Here is a 22,735-nt window from a genome sequence, read left to right on the forward strand (position 1 = left end):
CGGTGGGGGTGCGGGGCCGGGGTGGGGGGTGTCCGTCCTCGGAACGGCGCGGAATCGGTCGGCCACAGAAGTGAACTCCGATGACGCGCCAACCGCTGCGGGCGAACACCCCCCACCCCGTCCCCTCCCCGCCGTACGCGGCTGCCCCCCGCCACCCCCGGCGGCCCTTTCCCGCCGTACGCGGCTTTCCCGCCGCGGCTGCGGGTCGCCGCCCCGTCGCCGCGTAGCTGCGGGCAGTCGTGCCGCTGGGGCGGCACGGGTGGGCGCAGCGGCACCCCGGCAGCGCCGGGCCACGTGTCTCCTCGCGCCCGCACCCACGCCGGGCACCGGGTAAGGCCCGCCACGCAACCCGCCCTCGCCGGGTGCCGCGGGGACGCCGGGTCACGCGACCCGCCCCCGCCGGGGTGGCGAGGGGACGCCGGGTCGCGGGGCGCGGCGCGGTGTGACCGGTCGGGTCAGCTGGTGAGGCGGGTGAGGGCCTCCTCGACCGTTACCTCCTCGCGCTCCCCCGTGCGGCGGTCCTTCAGTTCGACGACGCCCTCGGCCGAGCGGCGGCCGGCCACCAGGATCTGCGGGACGCCGATGAGTTCGGCGTCGGTGAACTTGACGCCGGGAGAGACTCCCGCGCGGTCGTCCACCAGGACGCGGACACCCGCCGCGGCCAGCTTGTCGGAGACGTCGAGGGCCAGCTCGGTCTGCAGGGCCTTGCCCGCGGCGACGACGTGGACGTCGGCGGGGGCGACCTCCTTGGACCAGACGAGGCCCTTGTCGTCGGCGTGCTGCTCGGCGAGGGCGGCCACGGCGCGGGAGACGCCGATGCCGTAGGAGCCCATCGTCACGCGGGCCGGCTTGCCGTTCTGGCCGAGGACGTCGAGCTTGAGGGCGTCGGCGTACTTGCGGCCCAGCTGGAAGATGTGGCCGATCTCGATGGCGCGGTCCAGCTTGAGGCCGGTGCCGCAGTTCGGGCAGGGGTCGCCCTCACGGACGACGACGACGTCGACGTAGGTGTCGACCTCGAAGTCGCGGCCCGCCACGACGTTCTTGGCGTGGGTGTCGGCCTTGTTGGCGCCCGTGATCCATGCGGTGCCGGGCGCGACGCGGGGGTCGGCGATGTACTTGACCTTGTCGCCCAGGCCCTGCGGGCCGACGTAGCCGCGGACCAGGTCGGGCCGGCCCACGAAGTCCTCCGCGGTGACCAGTTCGACGGCGGCGGGAGCGAAGTGCGCCTCCACCTTGTCCAGGTCGACCTCGCGGTCGCCGGGGACGCCCACGGCGACGATCTCGCCGTCCACCTTCACCAGGAGGTTCTTGAGGGTCGCGGACGCCTCGACGCCGAGGGACGCGGCCAGGGTCTCGATGGTGGGGGTGTCGGGGGTCGGGATGTCCTCCGCCGCGGGGGCGTCCGTCGCGTCCACGGGCGTGAGGGCGAAGGTGATCGCCTCCGTGTTGGCGGCGTAGTCGCAGTTCGGGCAGTCCGCGAAGGTGTCCTCGCCGGCCTCCGCGGGGGCCAGGAACTCCTCCGACTTGGAGCCGCCCATCGCGCCGGCGGTCGCCGCGCAGATGCGGTAGTCGAGGCCGAGGCGCTCGAAGATGCGCTGGTAGGCGGCGCGGTGCAGGGCGTAGGACTCGGCGAGGCCCTCGTCGGCGACGTCGAAGGAGTAGGAGTCCTTCATGAGGAACTCGCGGCCGCGCAGGATGCCGGCCCGAGGGCGGGCCTCGTCGCGGTACTTGTTCTGGATCTGGTAGAGGATGACCGGCAGGTCCTTGTAGGAGGACGCCTGGTCCTTCACCAGGAGGGTGAAGATCTCCTCGTGGGTGGGGCCGAGGAGGTAGTCGCCGCCCTTGCGGTCCTGGAGGCGGAAGAGCTCGGGGCCGTACTCCTGCCAGCGGCCGGTGGCCTCGTAGGGCTCGCGCGGCAGCAGGGCGGGGAGCTGGACCTCCTGGGCGCCGATGGCGTCCATCTCCTCGCGGACGATGCGCTCGATGTTGCCGAGGACCTTCTTGCCGAGCGGCAGCCAGCTCCACAGGCCGGCGGCGGTGCGGCGCACGTAGCCGGCGCGGACCAGCAGCTTGTGGCTGAGGACCTCGGCGTCCGCCGGGTCGTCGCGCAGCGTCTTCGCCATCAACTTCGACATGCGCTGGACCGGTGCGTTGGCCATGGTTCTCGTGTCTCCTGCTGCGTAAGGGTGGTGCTAGGAGGTTAGCCGGGCGGTCCGGTGCGGTGGAAATCGGTTATCGACCGGCCGGCGGCCGCCTGCGCAGCGGGAGCGTGGCGCCCATCACCGCGTACGGCTTGGGGGCGCTCGGGAAGTGGACCTGGCGGGCGAGGTCCTGGTAGCCGAGGGAGCGGTAGAGGCCGCGGGCGGGGCTCTCGGTGTCGATGGCGGAGAGGATCGAACGGGGCTCGGCGGCGCCGTCGGTGATCCGGGTGATCAGGGCGCGGCCCGCGCCGCGGTTCTGGTGGGCCGGGTGGACGTGGAGTTCCGTGATGACGAAGGAGTCGTCGAGCCAGTCGTCGGTCCCCTGGGCGCGCAGGCAGGGCTCGACGACCGTGGACCACCATTGGGTGCGGTCGTTGGGCATGCCGTAGACGAAGCCGACGAGACGGTCCCCGTCGGTGGCTCCGAGGGCTCTGGCGCCCGGCTGGGTCATGTGGCGCAGGACGATCTGACGGCGGACGGCCACCTCGTCGGGGCCGAGGCCGAACGCGGCGGCTTGGACGGACAGCGCCTCGTCGACGTGCGCGGACAGGTCCAGTGGGCCGATCACGAGGTCCATGGCCGGGAGCCTACAGGGGGGACCCGGCCGGTGGACGGTGCGGTTCGTGCGCCGGGAACGCGGGGGGTTTCAGAACAGCACGCTCATGAAGGCGTCGACTTCACGGAACCCGACGCGCCGGTACGTACGCCTCGCCGCGGTGTTGAAGTCGTTGACGTAGAGGCTCGCCACCGGGGCGACGTCGGCGAGGGCGTAGCGCAGGACCGCCGCCATGCCGGGCGCCGCCAGGCCCTTGCCGCGGTACTCGGGAGCCACCCACACGCCCTGGATCTGGCAGGCGCGGTCGGTGGCGGCGCCGATCTCGGCCTTGAAGACGACCTTGCCGTCGGCGTCGAAGCGGGCGAAGGAGCGGCCGGAGCCGACGAGTTCGGCGACCCGGGCCTGGTAGAGCAGACCGCCGTCGCCGGCCATCGGGGAGATGCCGACCTCCTCGGTGAACATCGCCACGCAGGCGGGCATGATCCGTTCCATCTCGTCCTTGCGGACGCGGCGGACGTACGGGTCGGGGGCGACGTCGTCGGGGAGGTGGTCGGTGACCATGAGGGGCTGGTGGGCGCGGACCTCACGGGCGGGTCCCCAGCCCGGTTCGAGCAGCCCCCACAGCTGGGCGGTGGGTTCGGCGGGGCCGACGATCGAGGAGCAGCGGCGGCCGGCCCGGCGGGCGCGGTCGGCGAAGGCACGGACGGCACGCTCGGTGGCACAGATGGGGACGAGATTGGCGCCCGCGTAGCACAGGGACGTGAGCATGCCGTGCTCGTACCAGCCCCACATCTCGCCACCGAGGCGCCACGGGTCGAGTCCGGCGATCTGCACGCGGGCGGTCACGAAGGCGTTCGCGACCGGCTCGCGGTCGAGGACGGCGAGCGCGGCTTCCAGGTCGCTCGGTTCGAGCACGCGGGAGGTGGTCTGCGTCAACACGTGCGGGGGCCTCACCCTGAGATCTGCTGGTCTCCGCACTGTACCTGTCGTGCATATGCCGCGCCGCCCCCCGGGGGTGACGCGGCATCGGCGGGCGGTTCAGCCGGCGATGGAGACCGAGGGTTCGCCGGAGGTCACGCCGTCCTTCTCCATCTGTTCGGCGATCTTCATGGCCTCCTCGATGAGGGTCTCCACGATCTTGGACTCGGGCACGGTCTTGATGACCTCGCCCTTGACGAAGATCTGGCCCTTGCCGTTGCCGGAGGCGACGCCGAGGTCGGCCTCGCGGGCCTCGCCGGGACCGTTGACGACGCAGCCCATGACGGCGACGCGCAGCGGCACCTCCATGCCCTCCAGACCGGCGGTGACCTCCTCGGCCAGCTTGTACACGTCGACCTGGGCGCGGCCGCAGGACGGGCAGGAGACGATCTCCAGGCCGCGCTGGCGCAGGTTCAGCGACTCGAGGATCTGGATGCCGACCTTGATCTCCTCGACCGGCGGGGCCGAGAGGGACACCCGGATGGTGTCGCCGATGCCCTGGGAGAGCAGCGCGCCGAAGGCGACGGCCGACTTGATGGTGCCCTGGAAGGCGGGGCCGGCCTCGGTGACGCCGAGGTGGAGCGGGTAGTCGCACTGGGCGGCGAGCTGACGGTAGGCCTCGACCATGACGACCGGGTCGTTGTGCTTGACCGAGATCTTGATGTCCCGGAAGTCGTGCTCCTCGAAGAGCGACGCCTCCCACAGGGCCGACTCCGCCAGCGCCTCCGGCGTCGCCCTGCCGTACTTCTGGAGCAGGCGGCGGTCCAGGGAGCCCGCGTTCACGCCGATGCGGATGGGCGTGCCGTGGTCCTTCGCCGCCTTGGCGATCTCCTTGACCTTGTCGTCGAACTGCTTGATGTTGCCCGGGTTGACCCGGACCGCGGCGCAGCCCGCCTCGATAGCGGCGAAGACGTACTTGGGCTGGAAGTGGATGTCCGCGATCACCGGGATCTGCGACTTCTTGGCGATCACCGGCAGCGCGTCGGCGTCGTCCTGCGTCGGGCAGGCCACCCGGACGATCTGGCAGCCCGAAGCCGTCAGCTCGGCGATCTGCTGGAGGGTGGCGCCGATGTCGGAGGTGCGGGTCGTGGTCATGGACTGCACCGACACGGGGGCGTCGCCGCCCACCGCCACGGAGCCGACCTGGATCTGCCGGCTCTTGCGGCGCTCCGCGAGCCTGGTCGGAACGTCCGGCATGCCGAGAGAAATCGCAGTCATCTGCTGTGCAACCCCAAGTCGTGGATCAAGGTCCGGTCCCGTTCAGCGGCGGGCTCCGGCAATCGAGATTACGGCACCGACGTGAACGCCGGGCACGCGGCGTACGGGAGATGCACCCTTTGGCGTCCATCTGCCGGGCGGGGCGAGTGAAGCCCGGTCCGGAGGGACAGGCTCTCCGGATCGGGCTTCTCATCTGATCGGTCGGACGGTCCGCAGATCGGGTGGTCGGGCCGGTGTCGCGGGCGTCCGGCGTCAGGTGATGCGCACCGGGTTGACGACGTCCGCCACCAGCACGAGCAGCGTGAAGCAGACGAAGACGCCCGCCACCACGTAGGCCACCGGCATCAGCTTCGCCACGTCGAAGGGGCCCGGGTCGGGCCTGCGCAGCACCTTGGCCGTGGCGCGGCGCAGCGACTCCCACAGCGCGCCCGCGATGTGACCGCCGTCGAGCGGCAGCAGCGGGAGCATGTTGAAGAGGAACAGGGAGAGGTTGAAGCCGGCCACCAGCATGACGAACATGGCGAGCTGCTGGGTGGGCGGGATGTCCAGGGTGGCGATCTCGCCGCCGACGCGGGCGGCGCCGACGACACCCATCGGGGAGTCGGCCTCGCGGGGCCCGTCGCCGAAGGCCGCGTCCCACAGGGCGGGGATCTTGGCGGGCAGCGCGGCGAGGTTGTCGACGGCGTCGCCGATCCGGTCGCCCATCCAGGTCACGGACTGGCCGAAGTCCTGCTTCACCACGCCGTTGGCGGAGCTGAATCCCAGGAAGCCGGCCGTGACGTACTCGCCCTGGACGATCTGCCCGTTGGAGTCCTTCTTGGCGACCTTGTTGGTGGCGATGGTCGCGTGGAGGGTGATCTCCTCACCCTTGCGCTCGACGACGACCGGCACGTCGTCGCCGGGGTTGGCGCGGATCAGGTCGGAGAGCTTGTCCCAGTCGTCGGTCCGTACGCCGTCGAAGGCGACGATCTTGTCGCCCGCCCTGAGACCCGCCGCGGCGGCCGGGGAGGCCGGGTCGGACTTGGTGCAGTCGTCGCGGTTCTCGCTCTGTGAGATGACGCACTGCGAGACGGAGCTGACGGTGGTGGTCTGCTGGGAGATGCCGAAGCCCATCAGCACGGTGAGGAAGAGCACCACCGCCAGAATGAGGTTCATGAACGGGCCGGCGAACATGACGATGACGCGCTTCCACGGCTTGCGCGTGTAGAAGAGGCGCTTCTCGTCACCGGGCTGCAGTTCCTCGAAGGCGGCCGAGCGGGCGTCCTCTATCATCCCGCGCCAGGGCGAGGTGGAACGTGCCTCCATGCGGCCGTCGGGCCCGGGCGGGAACATGCCGATCATGCGGATGTAGCCGCCGAACGGGATGGCCTTGACCCCGTACTCGGTGTCGCCCTTCTTCTTCGAGAAGATCGTCGGTCCGAAGCCCACCATGTACTGCGGCACGCGGATGCCGAACATCTTGGCCGTGGACAGGTGGCCCAGCTCGTGCCAGGCGATGGAGAACAGCAGTCCGACGGCGAAGAGGACTATGCCGAGGATGAACATCAGGGTCGTCATGCACGGGCCTCCGCCGTCTGTGCCGCCAGTTGCCGGGCCCGGGCGCGTGCCCAGGTCTCCGCTTCGAGGACGTCCGCGACGGTGAGCGAGGTTCCCGTACGGGGGGTGCCGTGCTCCTCGACCACCCGCGTGACGGTCTCCATGATCCCGAGAAACGGCAGCGCGCCGCGTCGGAACGCCTCGACGCACTCCTCATTGGCGGCATTGAACACCGCCGGGGCCGTGCCCGCGAGCTGTCCGACGTGCCGGGCCAGGCCGACGGAGGGGAAGGCCTCGTCGTCCAGCGGGAAGAACTCCCAGCTGGACGCCTTGCTCCAGTCGAAGGCGGGGGCGGCGTCGGGGACGCGTTCGGGCCAGCCGAGGCCCACGGCGATGGGCCCGCCCATGTCGGGGGGCGTGGCGTGCGCCAGCGTCGAACCGTCCGTGTACTCGACCATCGAGTGGACATACGACTGCGGGTGCACGACCACCTCAATGCGGTCGAAGGGAATGTCGTAGAGCAGGTGGGCCTCGATCACCTCCAGGCCCTTGTTGACGAGGGTCGCGGAGTTGATCGTGATCACCGGGCCCATGGCCCAGGTGGGGTGGGCGAGGGCGTCCTCGACCGTGACGGCGGCCAGCTCGGCCTTCGTACGGCCCCGGAACGGACCGCCGGACGCCGTGACGACCAGCTTGCGCACGTCGGCGCGGGTGCCGGCGGCCAGCGCCTGGAAGAGGGCGGCGTGCTCGGAGTCGACCGGGATGATCTGGCCGGGCTTGGCCAACGCCTTGACCAGCGGGCCGCCGACGATGAGCGACTCCTTGTTGGCCAGCGCGAGGGTGCGGCCCGCCTCCAGCGCGGCAAGGGTCGGCGCGAGTCCGATGGAGCCGGTGATGCCGTTGAGCACGGTGTGGCAGTCGGAGGCGGCGACCTGGGTGGCCGCCTCCGGTCCGGCGAGGATCTCGGGGAGCGGCTCCCCGGCGCCGTACTGGGCGCCGAGCGCCTCCCGGAGCGCCGGCACGACGTCCTCGCGGGCGACGGCGACGGTCCGTGCCCTCAGCCGGTACGCCTGCTCGGCGAGGAGGGCGACCCGGCCGCCGTTGGCGGACAGGGCGGTGACCCGGAAGCGGTCCGGGTTGCGCAGCACGAGGTCGATGGCCTGGGTCCCGATCGACCCGGTGGACCCGAGGATCACCACGTCCTTCGGGCCGTCGCCCGCCACCGGGTCGTAGACGAGGTGGGGGTCGGCGAGTGGGGCTGGACTGTCGCTCATCCCCCCATTGTGTCCGCAACGGCCCTCCGGGAGGACAGCGCGTCCCTCGCACGGGTGTCGCGCCCGCGCGCGAGGCGCAGCCGACGCGCGTCCCTCCGATCGCTGCCGCCCGGCCGTCGCCTCCTGTCCCGCCGTTGGCGGCCTGTCCCGCCGTTGGGGGCGGGACGGGCGGCGCCCGGGTGGCGGGGGTCAGGTGGCGGGGGCCGTCGCGCACCCGCACGACGGATCGCCGGACGGCCTGCCGCCGGCTCCTGTCCGACCGGTTGCACCGTCTCCGTCGGCGCGCCCCGCTGCGGGCGGCTCTGTTCAGCGGGCCCGTGGGCTGCCCCGGCGTCCGTCCGGGAGCGGGGGCGCGACGGCCTCCGTCCGGGGTCGGGGGCGTGGCCCCGGACGGTGCGAGCGGCTCGGGACGCCGCGGCTTCCGCGGCCCCGCCGCCGAGGCGCCACCCGCCCCTGTCGGCGGGACGCCCGGGTTCGCCCTCTCACGGCGCACCCCTGTGACGGGACCGCGGCCCGGCACCGCCTTCCCGTTCCGGCCGGGCCCACGGCTCAACCGATGGCGCGGCGGACGTTCTCCCGCTCGGAGGGGCCCGGTGCAGCGTCCGCGATCCACGGGCCGTTGCCCGACGGGTCGACGACGCCTTCCTCCAGCCACTCGTACGCGCCGCCCAGCACGCCCTTGACCACCTTGCGGTCCAGGTCGTCCGTGTTGCTCCACAGGCGGCCGAAGAGTTCGTCGACGCGGATGCGGGACTGGCGGCAGAAGGCGTCGGCGAGCTGGTACGCCTCACGGCCGTGTTCGCCCTTGGCGCGCAGGTGCTCGGCGCGGACACAGGCGGCGCTCATCGCGAACAGCTCCGCGCCGATGTCGACGATCCGGCCCAGGAAGCCCTGCTTGGTCTCCATCCGGCCCTGCCAGCGGGACATGGCGTAGAAGGTGGAGCGGGCGAGCTTGCGGGCGGTGCGTTCCACGTAGCGCAGGTGCCCGGACAGGTCGGGGTGTCCGGACGGGTGGAAGTCGGCGTACGAGCGCGGGAGTTGGCCGGGCCCGGCGACGAGCTTCGGCAGCCACTTCGCGTAGAAGACGCCGGCCTGTGCGCCCGCCCGCGCCTTGTCGGAGAGGGTCTTGTCCGGGTCGATCAGGTCGCCGGCGACCGAGAGGTGGGCGTCGACGGCCTCGCGGGCGATGAGCAGGTGCATGATCTCGGTGGAGCCCTCGAAGATGCGGTTGATGCGCAGGTCCCGCAGGAGTTGCTCGGCGGGGACCGCGCGCTCGCCGCGGGCTTCGAGGGAGGCCGCGGTCTCGAAGCCCCGGCCGCCGCGGATCTGGACCAGTTCGTCGGCGATCAGGCAGGCCATCTCGGAGCCGTAGAGCTTGGCGAGGGCGGCCTCGATGCGGATGTCGTTGCGGTCCTCGTCGGCCATCTGGGAGGAGAGGTCCACGACCGCTTCAAGGGCGAAGGTCGTCGCCGCGATGAAGGAGATCTTGGAGCCGACCGCCTCGTGCAGCGCGACGGGCTTGCCCCACTGCTCGCGCACCGCCGACCACTCGCGGGCGATCTTCAGGCACCACTTGCCGGCCCCCACGCACATCGCCGGGAGCGACAGACGGCCGGTGTTCAGCGTGGTCAGGGCGATCTTCAGGCCCGCGCCCTCGGGACCGATGCGGTTCGCGGCCGGGACCCGGACGCGGTGGAAGCGGGTGACGCCGTTCTCCAGGCCGCGCAGGCCCATGAAGGCGTTGCGGTTCTCGACGGTGATGCCCTCGGAGGCGGCCTCCACGACGAACGCGGTGATGCCTCCCTTGCCGCCCTCAGCGCTCTCGCCGCCCTGCGGCTTCGGGACACGGGCCATGACCACGAGGAGATCGGCGACCACGCCGTTGGTGGTCCACAGTTTCACTCCGTCGAGCACGTAGTCGTCGCCGTCCCGGACCGCCGTGGTGGCCAGCCGCGCCGGGTCGGAGCCGACGTCCGGCTCGGTCAGCAGGAAGGCGGAGATGTCGGTGCGGGCGCAGCGCGGCAGGAACGTGTCCTTCTGCTCCTGGGTGCCGAACATCTTCAGCGGCTGCGGCACGCCGATCGACTGGTGGGCGGAGAGCAGCGCGCCGATCGCGGGGTTCGCCGATCCGACCAGGGCGAGGGCCTTGTTGTAATAGACCTGGGTCAGGCCCAGGCCGCCGTACTTGGTGTCGATCTTCATGCCGAAGGCGCCCAGCTCCTTCAGCCCGGTGATCACGTCGTCGGGGATCCGCGCGTCCCGTTCGATCACCGCTCCGTCGATCTTCGTCTCGCAGAAGTCGCGCAGCTTGGCGAGGAACTCCTCGCCCCGCTGGACGTCCTCGTCGGGAGGGAGCGGGTGGGGGTGGAGGAGGTCGAGGCGGAAGCGGCCGAGGAAGAGCTCCTTGGCGAAGCTGGGCTTGCGCCAGTCCTGCTCGCGAGCCGCCTCCGCGACCTCGCGGGCCTCACGTTCGGTGACGGTGGGTCGAGTGGATCGGGAGGAAGGGGTGGATGGTGCGGACATGAGGCTCACCTCGCCACGAATCGTCCTGCACGAACATGCGGACGTACGTTACCGGTTGGTGCTACTCGATCGTATGTACCCGATTCCGGGCACCCCAGCCACCCCTCGCGCGGCCGTTCGGCCGATACTGCGGGAGGGACCCGGCGTGGAGAAAGCAGAGGAAAAGGCAGTCGAAGCGCTTCGACGGGCTATGGACACCCATCCGCACTGAGGCTACTGTCGAACCACCCTCGCCCGCCCCTGTCCGTACCGCGCGCTGTCGAAGCGCTTCACAATGCTTGGAGAGCTGGATGGTCACTCTCGCCGAGGTCGCCCAGCACGCCGGAGTCTCGGCCAGCACGGTGAGCTATGTCCTCAGCGGCAAGCGGTCCATCTCCACCACCACCCGGCAGCGGGTCGAGGAGAGCATCAGGAAGCTCGGCTACCACCCGAACGCCGGCGCCCGGGCTCTGGCCAGCAGCAGGTCGAACATCATCGCCCTCATGATCCCGCTGCGCACCGACATGTACGTGCCGGTGATGATGGAGATCGCCATCGCGGTCGCGGCCGGTGCGCGCACCCACGGGTACGACATCCTGCTGCTCACCGACGAGGAGGGCCCCGACGCGGTGCGCCGCGTCACCGGCAGCGGTCTGGCCGACGCGATGATCCTCATGGACGTCGAACTCGACGACGAGCGGCTCCCCCTGCTGCGCGCCACCGACCAGCCCTCCGTCCTGATCGGACTCCCCGCCGACACCGAGGGGCTGACCTGCGTCGACCTGGACTTCCGGGCGACCGGCGCGCTGTGTGTGGAGCACCTGGCGCAGCTGGGGCACCGCGACGTCGCCGTCATCGGCGAGGCCGCCGCCGTCTACGAACGGCACACCGGTTTCGCCGAGCGCACCCTCGACGGTCTGCGCTCCCGCGCGCGCGAGCTGGGCCTGCGGCTGCTGCACCGGCCCTGCGACGGCGGGTACGACGCGATGGCGGCGACGCTGGCCCGCGTCTTCGACGAACGCCCGGACACCACGGGGTTCGTGGTCCAGAACGAGTCGGCGGTCGAGCCGCTGCTCGCCCTGCTGCGCCAGCAGGGCCGGGCCGTGCCGGAGGACGTGTCGGTGGTCGCGGTCTGCCCCGAGCAGGTCGCCACCCAGGCCTCGGTGCGGCTCACCTCGGTCGCGGTGCCCGCGCAGGAGATGGGGCGGCGCGCCGTGGAGCAACTGGTCGCCAAGCTCGACGGCCGCGGGAGCGACGAGGTCGTACTGCTCGCGCCGGAGCTGACCGTCCGGGCCAGCACGGGGCCGGCGCCCGCCCGGCCGTAGCGCCCGGCCGAGCCGCCCTGCCGCAGCGCCCGTTCGCCGCACGTCCGCACCCCGCTGTCCTCGTCGCCCCACTGCCCTCGTCGCCCCGCTGCCCTCGTCGTTCCGCTGTCCTCGTCGCCCCGCTGCCCTCGTCATCCCGCAGGACTCTCCCAGGAGCGTGCCTCGTGACCCAGCCTGCCCAGACACCGTCCAAGGTCAGCCTCGCCCAGTCCTCCCCCACCGTCGGCACGCTCCGCGAGCGGGACGGCGCCCTGGAGTGGAGCGGTCGTCAGGAGACCGTCCGGATCGAGCCGTGGGGCCCCGACGCCGTCCGGGTACGGGCCCGGCTCGGCGGCCCGGTGCTGGAGGACCTGCCCGGGGCGCTGCTGCCCGAGGCCCCCGCGACCGCGAGCGCCGTCAAGATCGAGGACGGGCACGGTTCGCTCACCGTCGGCGCGCTGACCGCGCAGGTCGGCCCCGAGGGGCTGGTGCGTTTCGTGCGCACGGCGGACGGCGGTGAGCTGCTGGCCGAGGAGCGCGCCCACTTCTGGTGGCCCGGCCCGCGCCTGTACACGGCGGCCGGAGGCGGGCACCACCGGCTGGAGCAGCGTTTCGCGGCGTACGAGGACGAGAGGCTGTACGGCCTCGGTCAGCACCAGCACGGCAGGCTCGACCAGAAGGGCCTGGTCGTGGACCTGGTCCAGCGCAACGCCGAGGTCTCCATACCGGTCCTCACCTCCAGCCGCGGCTACACGCTGCTGTGGAACAACCCGGCGATCGGCCGCGTGGAGCTGGCGCTGGGCGGCACCCGGTGGGTCGCCGACTCGGCCCGGCAGATCGACTACTGGATCACCGCCGGAGCCCCGGCCGACACCCAGCGCCGCTACAGCGCGGTGACCGGTCGTACGCCGATGCTGCCGGCCTGGGCGGCGGGCTTCTGGCAGTGCAAGCTGCGGTACCGCACCCAGGACGAACTGCTCGCCGTGGCCCGCGAGTACAAGCGGCGCGGACTGCCGATCGACGCGATCGTCTGCGACTTCTTCCACTGGACGCACCTGGGTGAGTGGAGGTTCGACCCCGCCGAGTGGCCCGACCCTGCGGCGATGGTCCGCGAGCTGGACGAGCTGGGCGTCAAGCTGGTCGTCAGCGTCTGGCCGTCGGTGTCGCCGCTGTCCGAGAACCACCCGGTGATGGAACAGCGCGGCCACTTCATCGGCACCGAGTACGGTCCCCTGGCGCACGCCGACTGGCCGGACAAGGGGGTGGCGTCCACGGTCCAGGTGGCCTTCTACGACGCCACCAACCCCGGGGCCCGGGAGTTCGTCTGGTCCAAGGTCAGGGAGAACTACCTGGACCCGTACGGCATCACGGCCTTCTGGCTGGACGCCTGCGAGCCGGAGCTGAAGCCGGGCTTCCCGGAGAACCTGCGCTACTGGGCGGGTCCGGGCCTGGAGGTCGGCAACCTGTACCCGGCCGAGAACGCGCGCACCTTCGACGAGGGACTGCGCGCCTCGGGCGTGGACGAGGTGATCACCCTCAACCGCTCGGCGTGGGCGGGGAGTCAGCGCCACGGCGCCGCCCTGTGGTCCGGTGACATCGGTACCGACTTCGCGACCCTGCGCCGCCAGATCGCCGCCGGTCTCAACACGGCGCTCTCCGGCATCCCCTGGTGGAACACGGACATCGGCGGCTTCCACGGCGGCGACCCGGACGACCCGGCCTACCGCGAGGTGCTGGTCCGCTGGTTCCAGTTCGGGGCGCTGTCCCCGCTGATGCGGCTGCACGGCTTCCGCGACCCGGGCATGCCGCTCGGCCCGGACATGACCGGCGGCCCGAACGAGGTGTGGTCCTACGGCGAGCAGGCCTACCCGATCCTGGAGAAGTACCTGCGGCTGCGTGAGCGGCTCAAGCCGTACGTGCTCGACGTCATGCGCGAGGCCCACGAGGAGGGGCTGCCGGTGATGCGGCCGCTGTTCCTGGAGTTCCCCGGGGACGAGGCGGCCTGGGCGGTGGACGACGCCTACCTCTTCGGCCGGGACCTGCTGGTCGCGCCGGTGCTGGCGGCGGGCGCGACGGTCCGGACGGTCCACCTGCCGGCGGGGGCGCGCTGGACGGACGCGTGGACCGGTGAGGCGTACGAGGGCGGGGCGGCCGTGACGGTGGACGCGCCGCTGGACCGGATCCCGCTGTTCCTCAGGGACGGCGCCCGGCTGCCGATCGTGGCGGACGCGGACAGGGCCACGGACAGGGCCGCGGGGTGAGCGAAGGGGCCGGTCCCCAGGACCGGCCCCTCGGCTGGGTGGTGCGGCCTGCCGCGGTCAGCCGCCGCTGACGGTCAGGTTGTCGGTGCGGAAGTCCAGGCCGTCGGCGGACGAGGTGATCTCGTAGCCGAACTGCACGTCACCGATGGTCTCGTTGCCCATCCAGCCCTTGGTGTCCTTGATCCACTTCAGGATCGGGAGGATGTTCACCGTGCCGGCGTCCGAGTCCGAGGTGCGCAGGAACGAGAAGACCTCGTTGGCGCCGTTGTTCCCCTTGTAGACGTTCCAGGTGTGGCCGCCGAGGCTGACGGTCCCCTGCGAGGTGCCGAGGGGGCCGACGGCGCCGTTGTAGTTGACCCAGAGCATGATCTCGTAGTCGTAGTCCGTGTCCCAGATGTCGTACGACGTGTTGTACGCGCCGGACGACGGGACCGTGACGTCGTAGGTGCTGGTGAGCGAGGAGAGGGACGCGATCGGCTTGTTGATCACCTTCTTGGCGTTCGGGTAGGACTTGATGCCGCCGGTGTTCGGGTGGTCGGCCCAGACGCCCCAGTTGGTCCCGGAGTTGGCCCACACGCACTGGCTGCCGGCGCCGGAGCCCCAGATGTTGTTGTAGAGCGTGTAGCCGTTCAGCGTGGTGTTGCCCCACTGGTCGCAGGAGTTCCAGACGGCGGCCTGGGCGGGTGCGGAGGCGAGCCCGACGGTGGCGCCGAGCGCGAGGGCCGGGGCGAGGAGGGCGGTCAGGGTGCGCGTGCGGGTGGTGCGGGTGCGTGGTGCCATGGCGTTTCCTTCCATGGGTGGGGGGACGTGCGCTGGTGTCACCGCGCCTCGACGTGGACGACGCGGTCCTCCCCGGCGACGAGGTCGAGCGGTTCGGCGCCGGAGGGAGTCCTGAGTTCGATGCGGTGGGTGCGGTCCGGGCGCAGGACGGCCCGCGCGCTGCCGTCCGGCGTCCAGGTGAGGTCGAGCGAGGCCCCGAACCGGGTGCGTACGCCCGCGAGTCGGCCCTGTGGGCAGGCGGCCGGGAGGGCGGGGAGCAGGACCAGGCGGCCGGGGGTGGACTGCACGAGCATGTCGATGAGCACGGCGGGCAGGGCGTGTGCGGCGTCCGCGTTGTAGACGTCACGGTGGGGGTAGTGCGCGCTCATCAGGGAGGCGTGGAAGAAGTCGCCGTCGAGCACCTGGCCGAGGGCGTGGGCGACCCGGGCGCCGTCCCTCAGGCGGGCGGCGACCAGGGCGTGGTGGAGGTGGCCGTGGGCGGAGTCGTTCTCGGCGCCGCGCAGTTCGAGGGCCCGGCGGGCGGCCTCGGCGAGGTCGGGGGTGTCGTACGGGTTGATCTCGTCGAGGGGCCAGACGCCGTAGAGGTGGCTGAGGTGGCGGTGGTCGTAGGTGTCCGCCAGGCCGGGCCGCGCCCACTCGGCGAGGGCGCCGTCGGCGTTGACCCGGTGCGGGGGGAGGCGGTCGGCGAGGGCGCGCCATCCGTCGGCGTGCTCGGGGTGGTGGTCGGCGGCGGTCAGCAGGGCGTGCCGGGCGGCGGAGAGGTCCATGGCCGCGTCGAGGGTGCCCCAGCTCGCGTTCGCCGGGCGGTTCTCCGGTGAGTAGGAGGGGACGACGACCAGGTGCCCTTCGTCGTCGGTGCGGGTGAGGAAGTCCTCGTAGAAGAAGGCGACTTCGGCGAGCGCGGCGACGGTGCGCGGGTCCCGCGTGCCGTAGGTCTCGTCGTGGTCGACGAGGGGCTTGAGCAGCCAGTCGGCGCCCGCGGTCCACAGGTGCAGCGGGTAGGCGCGGCTGAAGTGGTAGGTGTGGCCGCTCTCGCCGTCGGTGTGGGAGGGCGCGACGACACCCCGGGCGCCGAAGATCTCCCGGGCGTTGTCCCGCCAGTGCGGGAGCTGGCGGTGGACCAGGGCGGCGTGGGCCTCGGTGACCTCGGGCAGGGCGGCGGCCGCGGCGGAGGCAGTCTGGAGGTTCAGGTTGGCGTTGGTGGTGAAGGCGCCGGACCAGGCGGTGTTCCAGTCGCCGGTCCACAGACCGGTGAGGCGGGGCGGCAGCAGGCCGCTCGCCGACAGCAGGTGGTAGCGGCCGGCGGCGAAGAGCCGCTCCAGCAGGGCCGCGCCGCCGGGCCGGGCGAGCAGCTCGGAGCCGGGCAGGGCGCGCTCTGCGGGGTCGGCGGCGAGATCGAGGGTGACGCGGTCGTAGGCGGTGCGGTGGCGGGCCAGGTGCCGGGCGAGGAGGTCGTCGTACGTGGCCGCGTACGGGGTCCGGCCCAGCAGCTCGCGCAGGGCGCGGCCCGCGGCGACGGTGTCCAGCTCGCCGGTGTGGCGCCGCACCCGGGTCAGCAGCAGCACCTCGGTGGCGCCCTCGACGAGGACGCCGGGCGGCACGAGCCGCGTGGTGCCGCCGGTGACGGCGACGAGGGTGACGCCGGTGTAGGAGAGGTCGCTGCCGGGATAACGGGCGCGCAGGGTGAGCTGGGCGCCCTCGGGGGTGCGGACGGTGCCGTGGCCGACACCGAGTGCGGCGGGGGCGCCGGGGAGGCGGGGATCGAGGGACAGGTCGAGGGTGAGGTGCGGGGCGGTGACGTGCTGGACGATCACGTCGTCGGCGCGGGAGACGAAAACGCGGCTGGTCCAGCCGGCGCGGGTGGCCGTGATCTCGCCGGTGGTGAAGTCGACGGTGCGGCGGTAGGGGGCGGGGCGGGTGTCGTCGGCGGGCGGCCGGTTCAGGCGGAGCTGGAAGGCCGGGTGGAAGGGGCGTACCCATTGCAGCGGCCGGCCGTCGGTGAAGGCCTCGGCGGCGGTGGTGTCGCCGGCCAGCAGACGGTCCTGGAGGGCGGGGAGCGCGGCGGCGAGCGCGGGCGGGCGGCGGTGCTCGTCGCCGCCGTTGGGGCGGACGAGGGTGTGGTGCGTGACGACGACCCGGTCGGCGTGCGGATCGCCGAACACCAGGGCGCCGTGGTGGCCGTTGCCGCTGAGGAAGGCGTCCTCCCAGCGGGCGGCGGGCTCGGGCTCCCAGGTGCCGTGGACGGGCGTGGTGCTCATGGCCTCGGCACCGCCGGGCCGTTTGGCCGCAGCACCGCCGCGCCGTAGCGGCCGAGGGTGATCCGGCCGGTCACGGTCGTCTCCGTCAGCAGGTCGTGGTGGGTGCCCGTGAGGTCGACGGCGACCGGTTCGCGGCCGTGGTTGAGCAGGAACAGCAGCGGGCCGCGCCGGACCGCCTCGACGCCGTCCGGGAGTCCGTCGAGCACCGGCCGGACGCCCGCGTCCGCGGCGACGCGGGCCAGCAAGGCGCGCAGCGCGTCCGGCTCGGGGAGTGTGGAGACGTACCAGGCGCGGCCCTTGCGCAGGACGGCGGGGAGTCCGTCGAGTTCCCCGCCCCGGTAGGCGAGGGTCTCGTCGGCGGTGCCGTCGGGCTCCAGCTCCTCGGACCACAGGGTGCCGCGCAGGCCGCCCTCGCACGCGGCGCCCTCGCCCGGCTCCAGCGGCCACCACTCGTGCAGGGTGTGGATGCCGAACAGCTCGCGCAGCCGGGCGTCCATGGCGCCGGGCCGTACCCGGTCGTCCTCGTCTGCGACGCCGGTCAGGAAACCGCAGACGAGGGCGCCGCCGCCGTGCACGTGGGCGAGGAGGTTGTCCACGGCGGCGTCGGTGAGGAGGTAGAGCTGCGGGGCGACCACGAGCCGGTAGCCGCTCAGGTCGTGCCCGGGGTGGGCGAAGTCGGTGGTGAGGCCGGCCTGCCACAGCGCGCGGTGCCAGGCGCCGAGGACGTCCGGGTAGTCGACCTCGCGGGAGGGCCGGGCCTCCTGGTCGCCGGCCCACCAGGAGTGCCAGTCGTGCAGGACGGCGACGTCCGCGGGGACCGCGGTGCCGGCGACGTGCGGGGCGATCCGGGCCAGGTCGGCACCGAGCTGCTTCACCTCCTGGTACGTACGGCCCTGCTCGCCCGCGTGGGAGACCATCCCGGAGTGGAACTTCTCCGCTCCCTGCCGCGACTGGCGCCACTGGAAGTGGCAGACGGCGTCGGCGCCGCGGGCCACCGCCTGGAGCGACCAGAGGCGGTTGAGGCCCCGCGGCTTGGGGTGGTTCACACCCCGCCAGTTGACGGGTCCCGCGGCCTGTTCCATGAGCATCCACGGGCCGCGTGCCTGGGAGCGGGTCATGTCCTGGACGAGCGCGCCGTGCTGGGCGCCGGACGGGTCGCGGGGATCCGGGTAGAGGTCGACGGAGACGACGTCCTCTTCCTCGGCCCAGCGCCACGCGTCCTGTCCCGCCCACAGCGGCATGAAGTTGGTGGTGACCGGGATGTGCGGGGAGTGGCGCCGGACGATGTCGCGCTCGGCGATGCAGCACTCCAGGAGCATGTCGGAGGTGAACCGACGGAAGTCCAGGACCTGGGCCGGGTTCTTGAGGTAGTGGGTGCGGCGGGCCGGCAGGATCTCCGCCCAGTCGCCGTATTCCTGGCTCCAGAAGGCGGTGCCCCAGGCGGTGTTGAGGGCGTCCAGGGTGCCGTAGCGGTCCCGCAGCCAGCGGCGGAAGCGGTCGGCGGCCTCGTCGCCGTGGTCGTAGGTGCAGTACTCGTTGTTGATGTGCCACAGGGTGAGGGCGGGGTGGTGCGCGTAGCGGGCGGCCAGGGCCTCGGTGATGGCGGCGGCGTGGCGGCGGTAGACGGTGCTGGAGTGCGAGAAGTGCTGCCGGCCGCCCCACCACTCGGTGCGGCCGTCCTCGTCACGGGGCAGGGTCTCGGGGTGGAGCCGGCCGAGCCACGGCGGGGGCGAGGCGGTGGGGGTGGCGAGTACGACGCCGATGCCGCTCGCGTGCATCAGGTCCATGAGCCGGTCCAGCCAGGCGAAGTCGTGGACGCCGGGGCGTGGTTCGAGCTTGGACCAGGAGAAGACGCCGAGAGTGACGGAGTTGACGCCGGCGGCCTGCATCAGGCGGACGTCCTCGGGCCAGGTCTCCTCGGGCCACTGCTCGGGGTTGTAGTCGCCGCCGTAGAGGATGCGCCCGCCGGTGGCGTTGGACAGGTCCGGCATCAGCCCTTCACCGCCCCGGTGAGCATGCCCTTCTTGAAGTGGCGCTGGACGAAGGGCGACAGGACGGCGACCGGCAGCAGGGCCATGACCATGACGGCCATCTGCACGGCCAGGCCGGACAGTTCACCGGTCTTGATGGCCTGGCCGAGGCCGACCGGCGCCTCCTGCTTCTGCACCAGCTGGATCATGACGTTCTGGAGGGGCAGCATGTCCTGGTCGTTGAGGTACAGGGAGGCGTTGAACCAGGCGCTCCAGTAGCCCACGGCGTAGAACAGCGTGATCACGGCGACGACCGCACGGGACAGCGGCAGCACGATCTGCCACAGGATGCGCAGGTCGCCGGCGCCGTCGATGCGGGCGCTGTCGGTCAGTTCCTGGGAGATCCCCATGAAGAAGCCGCGCAGCACCAGGATGTTGAAGACGCTGATCGCGCTCGGCAGGATCAGCGCGAGGTAGCTGTCGGTGAGGCCGAGGGACTGCACCAGCAGGTAGGTGGGGATGAGGCCGGCGCTGAAGAACATCGTGGCGAGCAGCACCATGAGGATCCAGCGGTGGCCCAGCGAGCCGCTGCGGGAGAGCCCGTAGGCGCACAGCACGGACACCGCCATGGAGAACAGGGTGCCGACGAGGGTGATGCCGACGCTGACGATCGCGGCGCGGGTGACCTGGCCGCCGCTGAGCAGCTCCTGATAGGCGACGAAGGTGATGTCCTTGGGGATCATCACCAGGCCGCCGGCCTCGTCGATGGCCCTGCGGGTGGACAGACTGGTGACGACCACGATCCAGAGCGGGAACAGGATGCCCAGGCAGGCCAGGAGGAGCACGAGTCCCTTGCCGGTGAGTCCGGCCCTGCTGGGCGGCTCCTCCCACACGGGCCGGGGCGGGGCCGCCCACCGGCGCGGGGTGCGCGCCGGTCCGTCGGCCGCGGGGGCCGTCTCGCGTGCGGCGCTCGCTTCGGGTACGGCGGTCACTTCTTGTACACCCCCTGCTCGCCCATGAGGTGGGCCACCTTGTTGGCCGCGAGGACCAGGCCGAGACTGATGACGCCCTTGACGAGGCCGGCCGCGGCCGCGTAGCCGAAGTCCTGGTTGCGTACGCCGTTCCACCACACGAAGGTGTCCAGGACCTCGGCGGCGCCCGGTCCCACGGCGTCGCGTTGCAGGAGGATCTGCTCGAACCCGACGGTCAGGGCGTCACCGACGCGGAGCACCAGGAGCAGGGCGACGACCGGACGCAGGGCGGGCAGGGTGACGTGCCACATGCGGCGCCACCGGCCCGCGCCGTCCATCGCGGCCGCCTCGTAGAGGTCGGGGCTGACCGAGGCGAGGGCGGCGAGGAAGACGATGATCCCCCAGCCGGCGTCCTTCCACACGCTCTGCGCGGTGATCAGGAACTTGAAGGTCTCGGGGTCGGTCATGATGTCGAGCCCGTCATACCCGTGCTGCCGCAGCAGCTGGGAGAGCAGCCCGGCGCCGCCGAGCAGTTGCTGGAAGACGGCGACCACCAGCACCCACGAGAAGAAGTGCGGCAGGTAGAGGATGGCCTGCGAGACCGCGCGCACCCGGGGCCTGACCACGCTGTTGATGAGCAGGGCGAGCAGGATCGGGATGGGGAAGTACAGCAGGAGCTGGAGGACGAAGAGCACGAGGGTGTTCCGGACCGCGTTCCAGAAGGCGGAGTCCTCGAAGATCCGCTGGAAGTTCTCCAGGCCCACCCACGGGCTGTGCAGGATGGAGACGACGCCGTTGTCGCTGAGGTAGGGGTCGTACTCCTGGAAGGCGACCACGTTGCCGAGGATCGGTACGTAGTTGAAGACCAGGAGCAGCACGACGGCCGGCAGCGTCATCAGCAGCAGGACGCGGTCGCGCCGGAATCTCAGCCGCAGGCTCAGCTTTCCGGCGGCCGGCTTCCTCGGCGCCTGCGGGCCGCCGCCCCGCGCCTTCGGGAGCTTCTTCTTGACTTCGGCCTCGGTGTCGGTCCGAGGCACCGTGCTGTGGGACACGGCGGTTCTCCTTGCCTCGGTACCCGGTCAGCCGGCCGCCGGACCGTTCTCGTCGAGGATCTTCCGGTACCAGTCGCGCAGCTTGTCCCCGCCCTTGCTCTTCCAGTCGGAGACGGCCTGCTGCACGTCGCCGATCTTCTTGCGGCCGCGGACGACGTCGTCCTCCAGCTGCTCGAAGTCGTTGGAGAGGTTGGTCCAGCGGGCGGGCTCGGTGATCTGCATGCCGTAGAACGAGGGCTTCTTCGTGACGGCGCCCATCCGCTGCTGCCACTCGACCTGCCCCTTGGCGACCTCGGGGAAGTCGGGGTGGGCGATGGTCGCGGCGGGGCTCGCCACCATCACGTAGGCGTTCATCACGTCGATGTTGCCCTGGTCGGTCTTGGTGGGCACGCCGTCCTTGACGGTGTAGTGGGTGCCCTCCAGGCCGTAGTTGGTGGCCATGTACTCCTTGGTGCCGTACGGAGCGGCGGTCACGTTGGCGACGGCCAGCACGTCACGGACGACGGACTCGGACGCCTTCTTGTTGACGAAGGCGAAGATGCTCGCCGGGTTCTGCGCCCACAGGGTGGGGGCGCCGCCGTCGTGCCCGAAGAAGTCCATGCCCCAGATCTTGAACTCGGGGTTCTGCGTGGCCTGTTCGGCCGTGCGGCTCCACCACTGGGAGATGTCCTGGTTGTAGATGATGAACTCGCCGGCGGCGAACTTGGGCCCGGGGTCGGCGGCGTTGCTCTTGCCCAGCATGGCGTCGGGGTGCACGACGCCGGCGGCGAACAGCTTGCGCGTCCACTCCAGGGCCTCGAGGTACTCGTCGGTCTCGATGCGGTGGACCAGCTTGCCGTCGACCTCGTTCCAGCCGAGGGACTTCTCGTTGCCGGAGAGCACGCCGAAGGCGTTGAAGGCGGTCCACTTCATGTCCAGGCAGGCCCAGCGCTTGGCCTTGGCGTTGGTGGCCTCCTTGGCCAGCGCCATGAACTCGTCGCAGGAGCGCGGGACTTCGTAGCCCTCCTTCTCGAAGACGTCCTGGCGGTACAGCGGCAGGATGCCGGACACGTACGAGGACGGCATCGGCAGGCCGCGCAGCTTGCCGCCGAAGATCGACCGCTGCCAGGCGTCGGTGGGGATCGCCGCGAGGTTGGGGTACTCCTTGACCGCGTCACCGGAGAGGTAGGGACCGAGGTCGGCGAACTTGCCGATGATGGCGCTGGGGATCTTGCCGGTCATGTTCCAGCCGGGCACGACCACGACGTCGGGCACCTCGCTGGAGGCGAGCACGGCCCCGAGCTTCTGGTCGTAGGTGTTGCCGTCCTGGTTCTGCCAGACCACGTCGACGCCGATGAGGTCGTTCATCGCCTTGTAGTAGGCGTTGCCCTCCTTGGGCGGCGAGCCCCAGAACGGCGACATGACGGTGACCTTGCCGCCCTTGCCGAGCTTCTCGGGCACCGAGGTCTTCAGACCGGCCAGGTCGAGCTTCCCGGTGAAGCCGACCGCGGAACCGTTCTTGCTCGGGATGTCGGGCGTGACCACGTTGCTCGCCACGTACGCCGGGAGAATCCTCTTGGCGTCCTTGCCCGACGTGGTGCCGTCGCGCGAGCCTCCGTCGGATCCGCCGCAGGCGGAGAGCAGCGGCACCCCTCCCGCCACCGCTGCGGTGGCGACCGCGGTGGAGGCGAGGAAACTTCTCCGGCTGGGTCCGGAGGCGGCGTTCGGCGTCATTTTGCGTCAACCCTTCGTGCCTTCGTGGCGCACCGGAACGCCGACGGGGACCGCCGGCCGCGGTGTCTTGAGGGAACTGGGAACTGCTGAACTCGGCTCGCGTCAAAGCGTCGAAGCGCTTCGATGTTGCAGCGAGGTTAAGTTAACCCCTCGGGGGGCAC

General features: G+C 71.7%; 15 protein-coding genes. 2 read left to right on the plus strand and 13 right to left on the minus strand.

Annotation, left to right across the window (positions count from 1 at the left end):
- Positions 1–455 precede the first annotated feature (455 nt).
- The 7 genes from ACIBCJ_RS28955 to ACIBCJ_RS28985 all read right to left on the minus strand — a co-directional run bounded on the left by ACIBCJ_RS28955 (position 456) and on the right by ACIBCJ_RS28985 (position 10,286).
- A complete protein-coding gene (locus ACIBCJ_RS28955; RefSeq protein ID WP_362103797.1) occupies positions 456–2,159 on the minus strand; it encodes a proline--tRNA ligase in 1,704 nt (567 codons plus the stop codon).
- A 73-nt stretch (positions 2,160–2,232) separates the two neighbouring features.
- Positions 2,233–2,778 carry a GNAT family N-acetyltransferase gene (locus tag ACIBCJ_RS28960; RefSeq protein WP_362103795.1) on the minus strand — a complete coding sequence of 182 codons (546 nt, stop codon included), beginning with the start codon at positions 2,776–2,778 and terminating at the stop codon, positions 2,233–2,235.
- Between the two features lie 69 nt (positions 2,779–2,847).
- On the minus strand, positions 2,848–3,696 hold the full coding sequence (locus ACIBCJ_RS28965; protein ID WP_365981526.1) for a GNAT family N-acetyltransferase: 849 nt from the start codon (positions 3,694–3,696) through the stop codon (positions 2,848–2,850).
- 99 nt (positions 3,697–3,795) lie between these two features.
- A complete protein-coding gene (gene ispG, locus ACIBCJ_RS28970) occupies positions 3,796–4,953 on the minus strand; it encodes a flavodoxin-dependent (E)-4-hydroxy-3-methylbut-2-enyl-diphosphate synthase (protein WP_362103792.1) in 1,158 nt (385 codons plus the stop codon).
- Positions 4,954–5,205: 252 nt separating this feature from the next.
- Positions 5,206–6,498, minus strand: a complete 1,293-nt coding sequence (locus ACIBCJ_RS28975; protein ID WP_365981187.1) for a site-2 protease family protein — start codon at positions 6,496–6,498, stop codon at positions 5,206–5,208.
- Between the two features lie 8 nt (positions 6,499–6,506).
- A complete protein-coding gene (gene dxr, locus ACIBCJ_RS28980; protein WP_362103790.1) occupies positions 6,507–7,763 on the minus strand; it encodes a 1-deoxy-D-xylulose-5-phosphate reductoisomerase in 1,257 nt (418 codons plus the stop codon).
- Positions 7,764–8,312: 549 nt separating this feature from the next.
- Positions 8,313–10,286, minus strand: coding sequence for an acyl-CoA dehydrogenase family protein (locus ACIBCJ_RS28985; RefSeq protein ID WP_365981103.1), 1,974 nt, complete (start codon positions 10,284–10,286; stop codon positions 8,313–8,315).
- Between the two features lie 290 nt (positions 10,287–10,576).
- On the opposite strand from ACIBCJ_RS28985, the gene ACIBCJ_RS28990 reads away from it, so the two are divergent.
- Both ACIBCJ_RS28990 and ACIBCJ_RS28995 read left to right on the plus strand, forming a co-directional pair.
- Entirely contained in the window at positions 10,577–11,590 is a 1,014-nt protein-coding gene (locus ACIBCJ_RS28990; protein WP_362103785.1) for a LacI family DNA-binding transcriptional regulator, read from the plus strand.
- 164 nt (positions 11,591–11,754) lie between these two features.
- Positions 11,755–13,830: a glycoside hydrolase family 31 protein gene (locus ACIBCJ_RS28995; protein ID WP_365981104.1), complete on the plus strand. Its 2,076-nt coding sequence runs from the start codon at positions 11,755–11,757 to the stop codon at positions 13,828–13,830.
- Between the two features lie 57 nt (positions 13,831–13,887).
- Here the strand turns inward: ACIBCJ_RS28995 and ACIBCJ_RS29000 are convergent, their stop codons facing one another.
- The 6 genes from ACIBCJ_RS29000 to ACIBCJ_RS29025 are packed head-to-tail and all read right to left on the minus strand — an operon-like array spanning position 13,888 to position 22,574.
- Positions 13,888–14,610, minus strand: a complete 723-nt coding sequence (locus ACIBCJ_RS29000; protein ID WP_365981105.1) for a hypothetical protein — start codon at positions 14,608–14,610, stop codon at positions 13,888–13,890.
- Positions 14,611–14,648: 38 nt separating this feature from the next.
- On the minus strand, positions 14,649–16,868 hold the full coding sequence (locus ACIBCJ_RS29005; protein WP_365981106.1) for a glycosyl hydrolase family 95 catalytic domain-containing protein: 2,220 nt from the start codon (positions 16,866–16,868) through the stop codon (positions 14,649–14,651).
- Positions 16,865–18,859 carry a beta-galactosidase gene (locus ACIBCJ_RS29010; protein ID WP_365981107.1) on the minus strand — a complete coding sequence of 665 codons (1,995 nt, stop codon included), beginning with the start codon at positions 18,857–18,859 and terminating at the stop codon, positions 16,865–16,867. Before ACIBCJ_RS29010 ends, ACIBCJ_RS29005 begins: the two co-directional genes overlap by 4 nt.
- On the minus strand, positions 18,859–19,830 hold the full coding sequence (locus ACIBCJ_RS29015; RefSeq protein WP_393528055.1) for a carbohydrate ABC transporter permease: 972 nt from the start codon (positions 19,828–19,830) through the stop codon (positions 18,859–18,861). Before ACIBCJ_RS29015 ends, ACIBCJ_RS29010 begins: the two co-directional genes overlap by 1 nt.
- On the minus strand, positions 19,827–20,861 hold the full coding sequence (locus ACIBCJ_RS29020; protein WP_365981108.1) for an ABC transporter permease subunit: 1,035 nt from the start codon (positions 20,859–20,861) through the stop codon (positions 19,827–19,829). Before ACIBCJ_RS29020 ends, ACIBCJ_RS29015 begins: the two co-directional genes overlap by 4 nt.
- Before the next feature lie 27 nt (positions 20,862–20,888).
- Entirely contained in the window at positions 20,889–22,574 is a 1,686-nt protein-coding gene (locus tag ACIBCJ_RS29025) for an extracellular solute-binding protein (protein WP_362513027.1), read from the minus strand.
- Between the last annotated feature and the right edge of the window lie 161 nt (positions 22,575–22,735).

The sequence above is a fragment of the Streptomyces sp. NPDC051136 genome (assembly GCF_044455745.1).
Classification (GTDB): Bacteria; Actinomycetota; Actinomycetes; order Streptomycetales; family Streptomycetaceae; genus Streptomyces.

Excerpts from the sequence above, each read along its gene's own strand:
- ACIBCJ_RS28955 (WP_362103797.1), bottom strand. The coding sequence starts at position 2,159 with ATGGCCAACGCACCGGTCCAGCGCATGTCGAAGTTGATGGCGAAGACG.
- ACIBCJ_RS28960 (WP_362103795.1), bottom strand. The coding sequence starts at position 2,778 with ATGGACCTCGTGATCGGCCCACTGGACCTGTCCGCGCACGTCGACGAG.
- ispG (WP_362103792.1), bottom strand. The coding sequence starts at position 4,953 with ATGACTGCGATTTCTCTCGGCATGCCGGACGTTCCGACCAGGCTCGCG.
- ACIBCJ_RS28975 (WP_365981187.1), bottom strand. The coding sequence starts at position 6,498 with ATGTTCATCCTCGGCATAGTCCTCTTCGCCGTCGGACTGCTGTTCTCC.
- dxr (WP_362103790.1), bottom strand. The coding sequence starts at position 7,763 with ATGAGCGACAGTCCAGCCCCACTCGCCGACCCCCACCTCGTCTACGAC.
- ACIBCJ_RS28985 (WP_365981103.1), bottom strand. The coding sequence starts at position 10,286 with ATGTCCGCACCATCCACCCCTTCCTCCCGATCCACTCGACCCACCGTC.
- ACIBCJ_RS28990 (WP_362103785.1), top strand. The coding sequence starts at position 10,577 with ATGGTCACTCTCGCCGAGGTCGCCCAGCACGCCGGAGTCTCGGCCAGC.
- ACIBCJ_RS29000 (WP_365981105.1), bottom strand. The coding sequence starts at position 14,610 with ATGGCACCACGCACCCGCACCACCCGCACGCGCACCCTGACCGCCCTC.
- ACIBCJ_RS29005 (WP_365981106.1), bottom strand. The coding sequence starts at position 16,868 with ATGAGCACCACGCCCGTCCACGGCACCTGGGAGCCCGAGCCCGCCGCC.
- ACIBCJ_RS29010 (WP_365981107.1), bottom strand. The coding sequence starts at position 18,859 with ATGCCGGACCTGTCCAACGCCACCGGCGGGCGCATCCTCTACGGCGGC.
- ACIBCJ_RS29025 (WP_362513027.1), bottom strand. The coding sequence starts at position 22,574 with ATGACGCCGAACGCCGCCTCCGGACCCAGCCGGAGAAGTTTCCTCGCC.